Below are 13172 nucleotides of genomic sequence, written 5' to 3'. Positions count from 1 at the left end.
GCGCGAGCGCGACCGTCAGTAGCAGTTGCCGTCGTAGGTAGTCACCGATAGGTTATCGCTCATGTGGGCGACAATCATTTCTGCGCTTGTGGCGCTTATCGGTTCAGCGGGTGCGATTTTGCTCACGAAGAGGCAAGAGCGTGAAGCGGCATGGCGGGCTAAGAAACTTGCTTACTACGAAGAGTTCTTGGGCGCGGCGAGCGGCATCGTAGGCGCTGCGCCCACCGAAGCCAAGATTAGGTTTGCGACGGCCGTGAACAACTTGCACCTGATTGGGTCGGGATCGGTAATCCGCGCCCTTCATGCTTTCACCGATGAAATCGCGGAGTCAAATTCACCCGGCATGACCAAGGAGCGCCACGACTTTCTGTGGTCAGAGCTGGTCTGGGAGATTCGTGCTGACCTTGGTGATGCCCCAGACGATCGTGCGTCCTTCAAGGCGAGGTTGTGGGCATCGGGCGCTGGCACAAACGCTCTACCGCGTCCCTAGCGCACTCTTACACGATGCTTATTGGTGGCGTGTAAGACCCAGTCCCGAACGGGGTAAGTTACTATATTTACTTGGAAAGTTTGGTGGACGCACTTGGGCTCGAACCAAGGACCCGCTGATTAAGAGTCAGCTGCTCTACCAACTGAGCTATGCGTCCACACTGGCCTATAAGCGATCCGCTGGGGGATCGAACCTGCATCAGGCCGATGCAGGATTTGGTGGACGCACTTGGGCTCGAACCAAGGACCCGCTGATTAAGAGTCAGCTGCTCTACCAACTGAGCTATGCGTCCATCCCGTTGCCGGTCAGTCTTGGTGGCTGATCGCTTCGGTGTGGGCGGGCTGTTAGCAGGCACATTTGATTCTGCAAACAGTAAATTGCGTTATCGCACAATTTTTTCGCGAGAGGCCCGCTCAGGCCCAGTTGCCGATGCGCGTGGTGCGCTTGGTCGAGCGGTCGATCGACATGATGATGCCCACGCACAGCATGACGGTCAGCATCGACGAACCGCCATAGGACATGAAGGGCAGGGGGATGCCGACCACCGGCGCAAGGCCCATGACCATCATTAGGTTGATCGCCATGTAGAAGAAGATGGTGGTGGTGAGGCCCGCCGCGACCAGGCGCGCGAACTTGTCGGGTGTGCGCAGCGACACGCGGATGCCCCAGCGGAACAGCAGCATGAAGGCGCCGATCAGGAACACGCCGCCGGCCATGCCCCATTCCTCCGCCATGGTGGCGAAGACGAAGTCGGTATGGCCTTCGGGCAGATATTGGAGATGGCTCTGCGTGCCCTGGAGGAAGCCCTTGCCCCAGATGCCGCCGGAGCCGATCGCGATCTTCGACTGGCTGATATGATAGCCTGCGCCCAGCGGATCGCTTTCCGGGTCCATGAAGATCAGGACGCGCTTCTTTTGATAGTCATGCAGGAAGCTGAAGGCGATCGGGATGATCGCGGCGACGGTGAGGCCGGAGCCGATGAACAGGCGCAGCGGCAGGCCGGCCAGGAACATGACGGTGATGCCGCCCGCCAGGATCATCGTCGCAGTGCCCAGGTCCGGCTGTACCAGCACCAGCGCCCAGGGAACGCCGATCAGCACCAGCGCGGGCCAGATGGCGTTCCAGCGGCGGATTTCCCCCACTGGCAGCATCGCATAGAAGCGGGCGACCGCCAGCACGATGATCGGCTTCATGAATTCCGACGGCTGCAACTGCATGAAGCCCAGGTTGATCCAGCGCTGACTACCGCCGGCGACGCCGCCGATCAGTTCCACCAGCACCAGCGACACCAGCACTGCGCCATAGGCCGGGAAGGCAAAGCGGGCGAACAGCTCCAGCGGGATGCGGCTCAGCACCAGCGCCATGACGGCGAAGATGACGAAGCGCACCCCCTGGTTGATCGCCCAGGGGGTGATGCTACCGCCCGCGGCGCTGTAGAGCACCAGGGTGCCGAACAGGGCGATGGCGGCAAGCAGGCCCAGCACGCGCCAGGGAAATTCGGTGACGGACTGGGGTATGATGCTCATTACGGGTTTCCAGGGCCGGGGGGCGCGGGCAGGTCGTCGCCATCATCGGCGTCCGCCGGGGGCGTTGCTGGTGGTGGCGGGCTGGCGGCGGGCGTGCTGGCGGTCGGCGCGGTCGCATGGGCGGCCTCGCTACCATTGGCGGCCGCCGCCGCCGGTGGCGGCGCCTGTCCCTTCTCGATCGCCTTGGCCAGGCGGAAGGCGGCCATCTGCCGGGCCTGGCGTTCGGCCGGGGTGCCGCCCCAGCCCTTTTCCAGCGTGACCAGCTTCTCCATCGCCTTCTGCGGATCGAACAGATAGGACATGGTGTCGCTCGCGATCATCGGCGCATCCTCGTTGCGGATGGTGTGGCCGCCATGTTCGATGATGCAGGCGATGGCATAACGGGGATTGTCGAACGGCGCGAAGCCCTGGAACAGGGCGTGGTCGCGCAGCTTGAAGGGCAGGCCGGCATTGCCGCGCACGCCGCCGGCGCGCTCCGCCATGGTGATGCGACGCACCTGCGCGGTGCCGGTCTTGCCGGCGATCAGCACATCGGGAATGCTCATGCGCGCCGCGCCGCCGGTGCCGCCGCCATTGACCACCGCGCTCATCGCGTCGCGGATCGTCACCAGATGCTCCTCGGGCACGCCGACCAGTGCCGGCTCGGGCCGGGCTGCGCCATGCAGGAAATTGGGCATCAACTGCCGCCCGGTCGCCAGCCGCGCCGCCATCACCGCCATCTGCAGCGGGTTGATCAGCATATAGCCCTGACCGATGGTCGCGTTGACGGTGTCGTACACCTGCCATTTCTGGTTATATTTCTTGAGCTTCCACGCCGGGTCCGGGACCGTGCCATAGCTCTGGCTGGGGAAGGGCAGGTCGAAGCGCTGGCCCATGCCGACGCGCCGGGCCATGCTGGCGATGCGGTCCATGCCGATCCGCTGGGCCATCTGGTAGAAATAGATGTCGCAGCTCTGGGCGATCGCGCCGCGCATGTTGAGCGGGCCATGGCCGCGCTTCTTGTGGCAGTGGAACAATGTGTTGCCGACGCGGATTGCGCCGCCGCAACTGACCGTCTCGGCCGGCGATACGCCCGCCTCCAGCAGCGCCAGCGCCACCATCGGCTTGACGGTCGATCCGGGCGGATAGAGGCCCTGCAGCACCTTGTTGCGCAGCGGGACATGGTCGTCCTTCGACAGCATTTCCCATTCCAGATGGCTGATGCCGTCGGAAAAGCTGTTGGGGTCGAAGCTGGGCATCGACGCGCAGGCCAGCACGTCGCCATTATGGCAGTCGATCACCACCACCGCGCCGCTCTGGGTGGCGAGGCGCCGGCCGGCATATTCCTGCAGGCCCGCGTCGATCGTCAGCTTGATCGGATTGCCGGGCGTGTCGGGGCGGGTGGTCAGTTCGCGCACGATCTTGCCGCGCGCGGTGACTTCCACCCGCTTGGCGCCGGGCTTGCCGGTCAGATGCTCGTCATAGGCGCGCTCCAGCCCGTCCTTGCCGACCTTGAAGCCCGGCGTGATGAGCAGCGGATCCTTGCGCTTCTTATAGTCTTCCGCGGTCGCCGCGCCGACATAGCCGAGCAGATGGCCGACCGTGGCGCCGGCGGGATAATGGCGCGAAAAGCCCTGGCTCGGCGCGACGCCGGGCAGGTCGGTCAGGCGGACGGAGACAGCGGCGAACTGGTCATAGGTCAGCTTGTCGGCGACCTGGACCGGACGGAAGCCGGCCGACTTGTCCAGTTCCTCCTTGATCCGATCGACATCGTCGGGCTGGAGCGAGAGGAGTTGCGCCAGATGGCCCACCGTCGCCTCGGCATCGACGATCCGCTGCGGGATCAGGTCGACGCGGAAATCGGTGCGGTTATTGGCCAGCGGACGGCCGTTGCGATCAACGATCCAGCCGCGCCGGGGCGGAATCAGCGTCAGGTTTACGCGATTGCTTTCCGACAGGAGCTGATATTTCTCGTTCTCGGCAATGCTGATCCAGCCCATGCGGCCGACCAGCAATGCGCCGATCGCGCCCTGCAGCCCGCCGACCACCATGGCCCGGCGGCTGAAGGTGAAACTCTGGGTGGCTTCGGTGACGATCTTGCGCTTGGGCGTCGGGAATTTCATGCCATCACGCGCCAGCGGTCGATCCGGGCGCATTGCCGGACGACGAAGGGAAAGAGCAATATCGTCCAGAGCATTTGGGGCGCGACCAGCAACAGTTTCACAGGACCTCCGCCGGTAATCCGCGCGAAGAAGACGCCGCCGGCGAGGCAGAAGATAATCGCCATGGTCGCGATTAACCAGTCCTGACGATAGCTGCGCCAGACGAGCCGATGCTCGATCGCGTCGATCCCGATCAGCATCACGGTCCACAGGAACATGGCCGAACCGATCGGCTGGCCGCTCATCATGTCGTCGAACAGGCCAAGCGGCAGGCCGACCCAGGCGCGCCACAATTCCGGGCGCAGCAACCGCCAGGCCAGCAGGACCAGCAGGCCGAAGGGCGGCATCGCCGGCGACTGGGCGATGACGGGCAGGATCGTCAGCATCGACCCCAGCATCACGGTCACCACCGGCGTTCCCGCCAGGCGCCAGCGCGACGGATGGCGGCCCAGGCGGGGAACCGGCGGCAGATTGCGATCGATCATGGCGTCGCGGCGTTCCCGGCGGCCAGGCCATTGGGGTCGCTGGTCGCGGCCACGCCCGGATCGGGGCGGGTCACGATCTGCTCGAAGGCGCGCTCCACCACCACGGCATCGACCTTGGTCGGGTTGGCGAGCGGCACGCCATAGGCGATCTCGCCCTGGACGCGGACGACCACGGCGACCGGGATATTGGGCTGGAAGATGCCGCCAATGCCCGACGTCACCAGCAGGTCACCCGGCTTGAACGGATTGCGACCGGCCGCGAGCGCACGGATCTCCAGCGATCCGTCGCCGCCGCCGGTGGAAATGGCCGGGACATTGTCGTTGGCGCGGCGCACCGGCACGATATTGCTCGTGTCGGTCAGCAGCAGCACTTCGGCGGTGTTGGGCGTGGTGGTATGGACGCGGCCGATCAGCCCCTCGGCTGCGCGGACCGGCATGCCCGGACGCACGCCCTGCCAGCTGCCGGCGTTGAGCCGGGCGAAGCGACGCGCGCTGCTGGCGGACGAACTGATGAGGCGCGCCGACAGCAGCGCGCTGCTGTCGACATCGACCAGCTTCAACAGCTTCTTGAGCCGCGCATTTTCCTGCGCGATGCCCTTTGCCTCGATGATCCGGTTGCGATCGGCCTCGACCTGACGGCGCAGGCCGACATTCTGGGAACCGGCGCGCCAATAGGCGGCCAGAACCTCGTCGATCGAGCTGACGCCGCTCACCGTCCGCTTCATGCCGGTGGACAGGGGGCGGGTGATTTCCGCCGTCCCTGTCCGGATCGCGGCAAAGCCGGTCGGATCGAAGATGGCGACAACGATCAGCAGCAGCGCGATCGCTGCCCCGGCCATTGCCACCACATAGCTGGCGAAGAGGCTATATTGCGCCTTCCGGTTATGACCGGGGCGTCGGCTGGGTGGCCGCGCCATCGTCTATGTCCCCCGGATCAGGCAGTCTGCAACACGCCCCGGAAGATCGGATCCTCCATCGCGCGGCCGGTGCCGATCGCGACGCAGGTCAGCGGATCTTCCGCGATGGTGACCGGCAGGCCGGTCTCGTCGCGCAATTCATCGTCCAGCCCCTTGAGCAGCGCGCCGCCGCCGGTCAGGACGATGCCCTGATCGACAATGTCGGCCGCCAGTTCGGGCGCGGTGTTTTCCAGGGCGATGCGCACGCCTTCGACGATCGTGCTGATCGGCTCGGCCAGTGCGTCGGCGATCTGGCCCTGGTTGATGCTGATTTCCTTGGGCACGCCGTTGACGAGGTCGCGACCCTTGATGTGGATCGTCTCGCCGACGCCGTCCTCGGGCGGCTGGGCAACGCCGAACTGCTTCTTGATGCGCTCGGCAGTGGCTTCGCCGATCAGCAGATTATGGTGGCGACGCACGAAGCTCACGATCGCCTCGTCCATCTTGTCGCCGCCGACGCGGACCGAGGTGGTGTAGGCCAGGCCGCGCAGCGACAGCACCGCGACTTCGGTGGTGCCACCGCCAATGTCGACGACCATCGAGCCGATCGGCTCGGTCACCGGCATGTCGGCGCCGATTGCGGCGGCCATCGGTTCCTCGATCAGGAACACCTGGCTGGCACCGGCATTGCTGGCGGCGTCGCGGATGGCGCGGCGCTCGACGCTGGTCGAACCCGACGGCACGCAGATCACGATCTCGGGCGCGCGCCAGGGGCTGTGCTTGCCGCCGTGCACCTTGTTGATGAAGTGCTTGATCATCTGCTCGGCCACGTCGATGTCGGCGATGACGCCGTCGCGCAGCGGGCGGATCGCCTCGATCGAATCCGGGGTCTTGCCCATCATCAGCTTGGCATCGTCGCCGACCGCCTTGACGCGCTTGACGCCGTTCAGCGTCTCGACCGCGACCACGGAAGGTTCATTGAGGACGATGCCGCGGCCACGGACATAGACCACGGTGTTGGCGGTGCCCAGGTCGATGGCCATGTCCTGGGAGGAAAATTTGAAGAGGCGCGAGAAGATCGACATGCTTCATCCTGTTTCGCCCGGTTGCGCCGGGACGGCAGTGTTCGTGTCCGCGCTCCGTCCCGCCCAAATCTATGCTGGAATATTTTTGGGGTCGCGGCTCGCGGAAAGCGCTCGCTTGGGCTAGTCACTAATCAATGTCAATACGCCGTCTGCCCGAACATCTGGTCAATCGCATTGCCGCAGGCGAAGTGGTCGAAAGACCCGCCAGCGCGCTCAAGGAAATCGTCGAAAACGCGCTGGATGCCGGCGCGACGCGCATCGCCGTGCGCCTGTCGAGCGGCGGGCTCGACCGGATCGAGGTCAGCGATGACGGCTGCGGCATGGATTCGCAGGACATGGCCCTGGCGCTGGAGCGCCATGCCACATCCAAGATGCCCGACGACGCGATCGAGAATGTCGCGACGCTCGGTTTCCGGGGCGAGGCGCTGCCCTCGATCGCGTCGGTCGCGCGCCTGTCGATCGACAGCCGGCCGCGCGGTGCCGATGGCTGGAACCGCACCGTCGACAATGGCGTGCTGGTGGCCGAAGGGCCGGCCGCACTGCCACCCGGCACCCGCGTTACCGTCGACCAGCTCTTCGCCAGGGTGCCCGCGCGGCGCAAATTCCTGCGCTCGGCCAAGTCGGAATATGCCGCCTGCCTCGACGTCATGCGCCGCCTCGCCATGGCGCATCCGTCGGTCGCCTTCTCGGTCGAGCATGACGGCCGCCGCGTGCTGGGCGTGCAGGCGGGCGAGGCGCGCGAGGAGCGGGTCGCCGCGCTCACCGACCGGCAGCTGGCCGACAATCATGTGATCGTCAGCCTGGAGCGGGACGGGGTGCAACTTTCCGGCGTCGCCTCGCTGCCGACCTACAATCGGGGCGTTGGCGATCATCAATATCTGTTCGTCAATGGCCGCCCGGTCCGTGATCGGCTGCTGATCGGCGCGCTGCGCGGCGCCTATGCCGACATGCTGGCGCGCGATCGCCATCCGGTGGTCGCCCTGTTCCTCGACGTCCCGCCGCTGGAGGTGGACGTCAATGTCCACCCCGCCAAGACCGAGGTGCGTTTCCGCGACCCGGCGCTGATTCGCGGCATGATCGTCTCAGGCCTGCGCCGCGCGCTTGATGCCGAGGGCTTTCGCGCCGTGCAGCATGCCGATCCCGCCGCGCTCAACGCCTGGCGGCCCGAACCGCTGTCGCCCACGCCGATCGGTGCCATGCCGATCTTCGAGGCGGCGGCCACGCCCTATGCGCCGCCCAGCTACAGCCAGTTCGCGCCATCCTCGCCCGCCAGCTATCAGGGGGTAGGGGATCGACGGCCGAATTTCCTGACCCCGCCGCCCCAGGCGCGCGCGGAGCCCGCCGCCGCGCCCGCACCCGAAGGGCACAGCTTCCCGCTGGGCGTCGCGCGCGGCCAGGTAGCCCGCACCTATATCGTCGCCGAGGCCGAGGATGGGTTGGTCATCGTCGATCAGCATGCCGCGCATGAGCGGCTGACGCTGGAACGGATGCGCCGGGCGATGGAGGGGCAGGGCGTCGCGTCCCAGGCACTGCTGCTGCCCGAGGTGGTCGAACTGGACGAGCCGGCCTGCGACCGGCTGGAGGCGCGGGTCGCCGAACTCAAGGAATTCGGCCTGGAACTGGAGCGCTTCGGCCCCTCCGCCATGCTGGTGCGCGCCACTCCGGCGATGCTGGGGCAGGGCGATGTGCAGGGGCTGGTCTCCGACCTTGCCGATGATCTTGCCGCCTATGACAGCGCCTTGTCGCTCAAGGAACGGCTCGATCTGGTCGCGGCGACCATGGCCTGCCACGGCTCGGTCCGCGCCGGTCGTATCCTGAGCGTCGCGGAAATGAACGCCCTGCTGCGCGAAATGGAGGTGACCCCGCGATCTGGCCAATGCAATCATGGCCGGCCCACCTGGGTGAAGCTCGGCCATGGCGATATCGAGAAATTGTTCGGGCGGAAGTGACGGCCTGGCGTCAGTGCCAGGCTGATCCCAGCAACGCCAGCCATCCGCGCGCATCCGCCTGGCTTGCAGGCCTGGGCGCGCCATAGCCGCGGCATTCCAGGCAGTCGGCGCGCACGCCCGCGCCGCTCACCAGCCGGCGCACATCGGCGACGGCCTGCAGCGCCCAACGCTGCTGCAGCTTCGCTTCGCGACCGATCAGGTCGCGCGGGGCGCCGGCATCGTCCTTCTCGCGGTCGGCGATCGACTGGATGAACTCGGCGAACTTGTCCGGCTGCTTCTCGATCCAGTAGGGCTTGGCCTTGGCCGGATCGATCTTGGCGCGGCGCGCGGCTTCGGCGATCGCGTCATTGAGGTCGCCGAACCGGTCAATGAGGCCGATCTGGCGGGCGGTGCCGCCGTCCCAGACGCGGCCCTGGGCGATGGTGTCGATCTGCGCCGGCGTCTTGTGCCGCGCCTGTGCGACCAGGCCGACGAACCGGCGATAGATATCCTCGACCCCCATCTGCATGATCTGGTCGAATTGCGGCGTGGTGCCGCCGGCGATGTCGGGCTGGCCCGACAAAGGCGTGGTGCGCACGCCGTCGGTGGTGATGCCCATCTTGGCCAGCGTGCCCTCGAAGCTCGGAATGATGCCGAACACGCCGATCGATCCGGTGATGGTATCGGGTTCGGCAAAGACGATGTCGGCCGGGGTCGAGACCCAATAGCCGCCGCTTGCCGCGACATTGCCCATCGACACGACGATCGGCAGGCCGCCGGACTTGGCCTCCATGATGGCACGGCGGATCTTCTCCGACGCCTGCACCGATCCGCCCGGCGAATCGACGCGCACGACCAGGGCCTTCAAGTCCTTCTCGTCCAGTGCCTTGAGCAGCAGGTCGGAAATCGTGTCGCCCGCCGCGGTGCCGGGGCCGGCCTCGCCATCGACAATGTCGCCGGCCACGGTCAGCACGCCGATCTGCCCGTCATTGGCGGGCTTCCTGGCCTTCACATAGGCGGCATAGTCGATCGCGGCATAATCGGTCTCGTCCTTGTCGGATGGATCGCCCGCAACCTTGGCCACGCGCTCTTCAAAGGCTTCCTGATCGCCCAGCTGGTCGACCAGCCCGGCGGCCAGCGCAGCCTTGGCCATGTCGCCGCCGGCAGCGCTGGCGGCGGTGGCGGGATCGGCGGCGTAGGCCGCGACCTTGGCCTTCGGGCGCGCCTTGGTCACGTCATCCTGCCAGTTCTGCCACAGCGCGCCAGCCAGTTCCTGATTGGCCTGCTTGGCCGCGGGCGACTGGTCGGCGCGGATATAGGGTTCGACGAAGCTCTTGTAGGTGCCGACGCGATAGACATGGGTGTTGACGCCCAGCTTGTCGATCAGCCCCTTATAATAGAGGCCGGAGCCGCCGCGTCCGGCGATGGCGACGCCGCCCATCGGGTCGACCCAGGCTTCGCTGGCATGGGCCGCGAGCTGGTAACTGTCGTCGCTATAGAGGGTGGCAAAGGCGAAGACCGGCTTCTTGGCGGCGCGCACCGCGTCCAGCGCCTTGCCGACGCGGGCGATGGCGACCTGACCGCCGCCGGTGAAATCGTCGAGGTCGAGCACGACCGCCTTCACCTTGTCGTCGGTGCGGGCGGCGTCGAGCGCGGTCAATATGTCGGACAGGCGATATTCCTTCGCCTGGTCGCCCGAGCCCGACAGGATGGCGGTGGCGCTGACCTCGGCCGGTTGTTCGACGATGCTGCCGTCCAGGTCCAGCAACAGCGCGCCGCTGCCGATCGGCTTGGCCGGCTTGGGCGAGAAGGACAGGGCGGCATAGAGCAGCCCGAAGAAGAGCAGGAGGAACAGGAGCACCAGTCCGTCCTTGATCGCGACCAGGATGCGCCACGCGCCCTTCACAAATGCCAAATCGCCGTTCCTTTTCCGTTGGTCGTCCCGAGCTATCGCATCGCCGGTTTGACTGCAATGTGGGCTTGTCCTGACCCGCGACAAGCTTGCGCGCATAATTTTGCCCGCTATGGCAGGCGCATCTTTCGCCCCTATCGTGCAGGAGACACGCCCGATGCCCACGCTCGTCCTCATCCGCCATGGTCAGTCGACCTGGAACCTGGAAAACCGCTTCACCGGCTGGTGGGATGTCGACGTGACGGAAAAGGGCGCGGAAGAGGCGCGCGCCGCCGGCCGGCTGATGAAGGAAAAGGGGCTGGATTTCGACCAGTGCTTCACCTCGCTCCAGACTCGCGCGATCAAGACGCTGAACCTGGCGCTGGAGGAAATGACCCGGCTGTGGCTGCCGGTCGAGAAGGACTGGCGCCTCAACGAGCGCCATTATGGCGGCCTCACCGGCCTCAACAAGGCCGAGACCGCGGCCAAGCATGGCGACGATCAGGTCAAGATCTGGCGCCGCAGCTTCGACATTCCGCCGCCGGTGCTGGAAGCGGGCAGCGAGTTCGACCTGTCGAAGGACCGCCGCTATGACGGCATCGCCATCCCGTCGACCGAGAGCCTGAAGGACACGATCGCCCGCGTGCTGCCCTATTGGGAAGGCCGCATTGCGCCGGAACTGCGCGCCGGCAAGCGCGTGCTGATCTCCGCCCATGGCAATTCGCTGCGCGCGCTGGTCAAGCATCTGTCGAACATCCCCGATGACGAGATCACCGAGCTGGAAATCCCGACCGGCCAGCCGATCGTCTATGAACTGGCCGACGATCTGACCGCGACCGATCGCTATTATCTGTCGGAACGCTGATCCTCCCCGGCACGGGGGGGGGGGCGCGAAGCGGCGTGGTGGAGGGGCACGCGCCCTCTTGCGCTTCTCTTCTTCCCCTGTGTCAGGCGGCACCTGCCCCTCCGTCAGGCCTTTGGCCTGCGACCTCCCCTGAAGGGGAGGAATAGCATTGCCCCTTGGCGGCCCGGCCGCTAAGGGGCTTTGCTTTCCGGGCAGGCCGGCGGGCCGCCCCATCAGGGGAAGCAAATTATGAGCGGGGCAGTGGAAGTCGGCATCATCATGGGCTCGCGCTCCGACTGGGAGACGATGCGTCATGCCGCCGAGACGCTGGAAGCGCTGGGCGTCGCCCATGAGTGCAAGGTCGTGTCCGCCCATCGCACCCCGCAGCGCCTCTATGATTATGCCACCAGTGCCGCCGGCCGCGGCCTCAAGGTCATCATCGCCGGTGCCGGCGGGGCCGCCCATCTGCCCGGCATGGCCGCATCGATGACCCGCCTGCCGGTGCTGGGCGTGCCGGTGGAGTCCAAGGCATTGAAGGGCATGGATTCGCTGCTCTCCATCGTCCAGATGCCCGGCGGCATCCCGGTCGGCACGCTGGCCATCGGCAAGCCCGGCGCGATCAATGCGGGCCTGCTCGCCGCGTCGATCCTGGCGACGCATGACGATGCGCTGGCGCAGCGGCTGGACGCCTGGCGCGCGCGCCAGACCGACGCCGTCGCCGAAACCGTCGAGGACTGATCCCGATCATGACGACCATTGCCCCCGGCGCCACCATCGGCATCCTTGGCGGCGGCCAGCTTGGCCGGATGATCGCCATGGCCGCGGCCCAGCTTGGCTATCGGACCCATATCTACGCGCCAGAGGAAAGCGGCCCCGCCGCCGATGTCTCGCCGAGCTGGACCCAGGGCGCCTATGAGGATGCCGCCGCGCTCGCCGCCTTTGCCGAGGGCGTGGACGTCGTCACCTATGAGTTCGAGAATATCGATCCGTCGGCGGTTGAGGTGCTGGCGAGCCATGGGCTGGTCCGTCCCGGCGCCGGTGCGCTGCGCGTCGCGCAGGATCGTCTGGCCGAAAAGCGTTTCGTCGCCGATCTGGGCGGCCTGACCGCGCCGTTCGCGCCGGTCGACAGCCTGGACGATCTGGAAACCGCGATCGAAACGATCGGCAGCCGCGCGATCCTCAAGACGAACCGCATGGGCTATGACGGCAAGGGCCAGGCCCGGATCAACGAGCCGGGCGACGCGGTCGGCGCCTGGAATGCGATCGGCCGCCAGCCCGCGATCCTTGAAGGCTTCGTCACCTTCGATCAGGAATATTCGGTGATCCTGGTGCGCGGCGCCGATGGCGCGGTGTGCTTCTGGGATTCGGCCGCCAACGTCCATGTCGACGGCATCCTCGCCACTTCGACCGTGCCGGCCGGCTCGCTGATCGAGGGGCAGTTGCCCGCCGCCCGCGCGCTGGCCAAGCAGGTCGCCGATGCGCTCGACTATGTCGGCGTGCTGACGCTGGAATTCTTTGCCAGCGCCGACGGCCCGGTGTTCAACGAAATGGCGCCGCGCGTCCATAATAGCGGCCACTGGACGACCGAAGGCGCGCTCACCAGCCAGTTCGAGAACCATGTTCGTGCGATCTGCGGCCTGCCGCTTGGCGATACGGGCCTGGCCGCCCGGCAGGTCGAGATGCGTAACCTGATCGGCGACGATGCGGCGGAATGGCTGGCGATCCTGTCCGACCCGGAAAATCACCTTCACCTCTATGGCAAGCATGAGGCGCGTCCGGGCCGCAAGATGGGGCATGTGACGCGGTTGTCGCTTTAATCTATTCACGTCGTCATCCCCGCGAAGGCGGGGATCCATCTCGCGCGTTCGCCCTATTGGCTTGGTTCG

General features: G+C 66.4%; 11 protein-coding genes and 2 tRNA genes. 5 read left to right on the top strand and 8 right to left on the bottom strand.

The window, feature by feature from the left end; translation table 11 throughout:
• The first annotated feature begins 61 nt into the window (after positions 1–61).
• Positions 62–490, top strand: coding sequence for a hypothetical protein (locus A0U87_RS01730; RefSeq protein ID WP_048936593.1), 429 nt, complete (start codon positions 62–64; stop codon positions 488–490).
• Between the two features lie 81 nt (positions 491–571).
• Here A0U87_RS01730 and A0U87_RS01725 read toward each other — a convergent pair.
• The 7 genes from A0U87_RS01725 to A0U87_RS01695 all read right to left on the bottom strand — a co-directional run bounded on the left by A0U87_RS01725 (position 572) and on the right by A0U87_RS01695 (position 6623).
• Positions 572–647: transfer RNA gene (locus A0U87_RS01725), tRNA-Lys, on the bottom strand.
• Positions 648–706: 59 nt separating this feature from the next.
• Positions 707–782, bottom strand: a tRNA-Lys gene (locus A0U87_RS01720).
• A gap of 121 nt (positions 783–903) precedes the next feature.
• Positions 904–2016, bottom strand: coding sequence for a rod shape-determining protein RodA (gene rodA / locus A0U87_RS01715; protein ID WP_017499258.1), 1113 nt, complete (start codon positions 2014–2016; stop codon positions 904–906).
• Positions 2016–4118, bottom strand: coding sequence for a penicillin-binding protein 2 (mrdA, locus tag A0U87_RS01710; protein ID WP_048936688.1), 2103 nt, complete (start codon positions 4116–4118; stop codon positions 2016–2018). Before mrdA ends, rodA begins: the two co-directional genes overlap by 1 nt.
• Positions 4115–4642: a rod shape-determining protein MreD gene (mreD, locus tag A0U87_RS01705; RefSeq protein WP_017499256.1), complete on the bottom strand. Its 528-nt coding sequence runs from the start codon at positions 4640–4642 to the stop codon at positions 4115–4117. Before mreD ends, mrdA begins: the two co-directional genes overlap by 4 nt.
• On the bottom strand, positions 4639–5559 hold the full coding sequence (gene mreC, locus A0U87_RS01700) for a rod shape-determining protein MreC (protein WP_004212358.1): 921 nt from the start codon (positions 5557–5559) through the stop codon (positions 4639–4641). The genes mreD and mreC overlap by 4 nt, the downstream gene beginning before the upstream one ends.
• Before the next feature lie 17 nt (positions 5560–5576).
• Positions 5577–6623 (bottom strand): rod shape-determining protein, encoded by a 1047-nt coding sequence (locus A0U87_RS01695; RefSeq protein ID WP_004212359.1) that lies wholly within the window; start codon positions 6621–6623, stop codon positions 5577–5579.
• Between the two features lie 134 nt (positions 6624–6757).
• On the opposite strand from A0U87_RS01695, the gene mutL reads away from it, so the two are divergent.
• Entirely contained in the window at positions 6758–8572 is a 1815-nt protein-coding gene (gene mutL, locus A0U87_RS01690) for a DNA mismatch repair endonuclease MutL (protein WP_048936592.1), read from the top strand.
• A 10-nt stretch (positions 8573–8582) separates the two neighbouring features.
• Here mutL and sppA read toward each other — a convergent pair whose 3' ends face one another.
• Positions 8583–10466: a signal peptide peptidase SppA gene (sppA, locus tag A0U87_RS01685; RefSeq protein WP_048936591.1), complete on the bottom strand. Its 1884-nt coding sequence runs from the start codon at positions 10464–10466 to the stop codon at positions 8583–8585.
• 154 nt (positions 10467–10620) lie between these two features.
• Here sppA and gpmA point away from each other — a divergent pair, with 154 nt between their 5' ends.
• The 3 genes from gpmA to A0U87_RS01670 all read left to right on the top strand — a co-directional run bounded on the left by gpmA (position 10621) and on the right by A0U87_RS01670 (position 13103).
• Positions 10621–11307, top strand: a complete 687-nt coding sequence (gene gpmA, locus A0U87_RS01680; RefSeq protein WP_004212364.1) for a 2,3-diphosphoglycerate-dependent phosphoglycerate mutase — start codon at positions 10621–10623, stop codon at positions 11305–11307.
• Between the two features lie 228 nt (positions 11308–11535).
• A complete protein-coding gene (gene purE, locus A0U87_RS01675) occupies positions 11536–12024 on the top strand; it encodes a 5-(carboxyamino)imidazole ribonucleotide mutase (RefSeq protein WP_010339039.1) in 489 nt (162 codons plus the stop codon).
• 8 nt (positions 12025–12032) lie between these two features.
• On the top strand, positions 12033–13103 hold the full coding sequence (locus tag A0U87_RS01670) for a 5-(carboxyamino)imidazole ribonucleotide synthase (RefSeq protein WP_048936590.1): 1071 nt from the start codon (positions 12033–12035) through the stop codon (positions 13101–13103).
• The last annotated feature ends 69 nt before the right edge of the window (positions 13104–13172 follow it).

Origin of the sequence: Sphingobium sp. MP9-4, from assembly GCF_005281675.1 — a bacterium.
GTDB classification, from domain to species: domain Bacteria; phylum Pseudomonadota; class Alphaproteobacteria; order Sphingomonadales; family Sphingomonadaceae; genus Sphingobium; species Sphingobium yanoikuyae.
This window is presented reverse-complemented; position numbering and strand designations above follow the sequence as displayed.

What these genes read in the sequence shown, in the direction of transcription:
- gpmA (WP_004212364.1), top strand. Translation starts at nt 10,621, where the DNA reads ATGCCCACGCTCGTCCTCATCCGCCATGGTCAGTCGACCTGGAACCTG.
- mrdA (WP_048936688.1), bottom strand. Translation starts at nt 4,118, where the DNA reads ATGAAATTCCCGACGCCCAAGCGCAAGATCGTCACCGAAGCCACCCAG.
- A0U87_RS01670 (WP_048936590.1), top strand. Translation starts at nt 12,033, where the DNA reads ATGACGACCATTGCCCCCGGCGCCACCATCGGCATCCTTGGCGGCGGC.
- purE (WP_010339039.1), top strand. Translation starts at nt 11,536, where the DNA reads ATGAGCGGGGCAGTGGAAGTCGGCATCATCATGGGCTCGCGCTCCGAC.
- mreD (WP_017499256.1), bottom strand. Translation starts at nt 4,642, where the DNA reads ATGATCGATCGCAATCTGCCGCCGGTTCCCCGCCTGGGCCGCCATCCG.
- A0U87_RS01730 (WP_048936593.1), top strand. Translation starts at nt 62, where the DNA reads ATGTGGGCGACAATCATTTCTGCGCTTGTGGCGCTTATCGGTTCAGCG.
- rodA (WP_017499258.1), bottom strand. Translation starts at nt 2,016, where the DNA reads ATGAGCATCATACCCCAGTCCGTCACCGAATTTCCCTGGCGCGTGCTG.
- A0U87_RS01695 (WP_004212359.1), bottom strand. Translation starts at nt 6,623, where the DNA reads ATGTCGATCTTCTCGCGCCTCTTCAAATTTTCCTCCCAGGACATGGCC.
- mreC (WP_004212358.1), bottom strand. Translation starts at nt 5,559, where the DNA reads ATGGCGCGGCCACCCAGCCGACGCCCCGGTCATAACCGGAAGGCGCAA.
- mutL (WP_048936592.1), top strand. Translation starts at nt 6,758, where the DNA reads ATGTCAATACGCCGTCTGCCCGAACATCTGGTCAATCGCATTGCCGCA.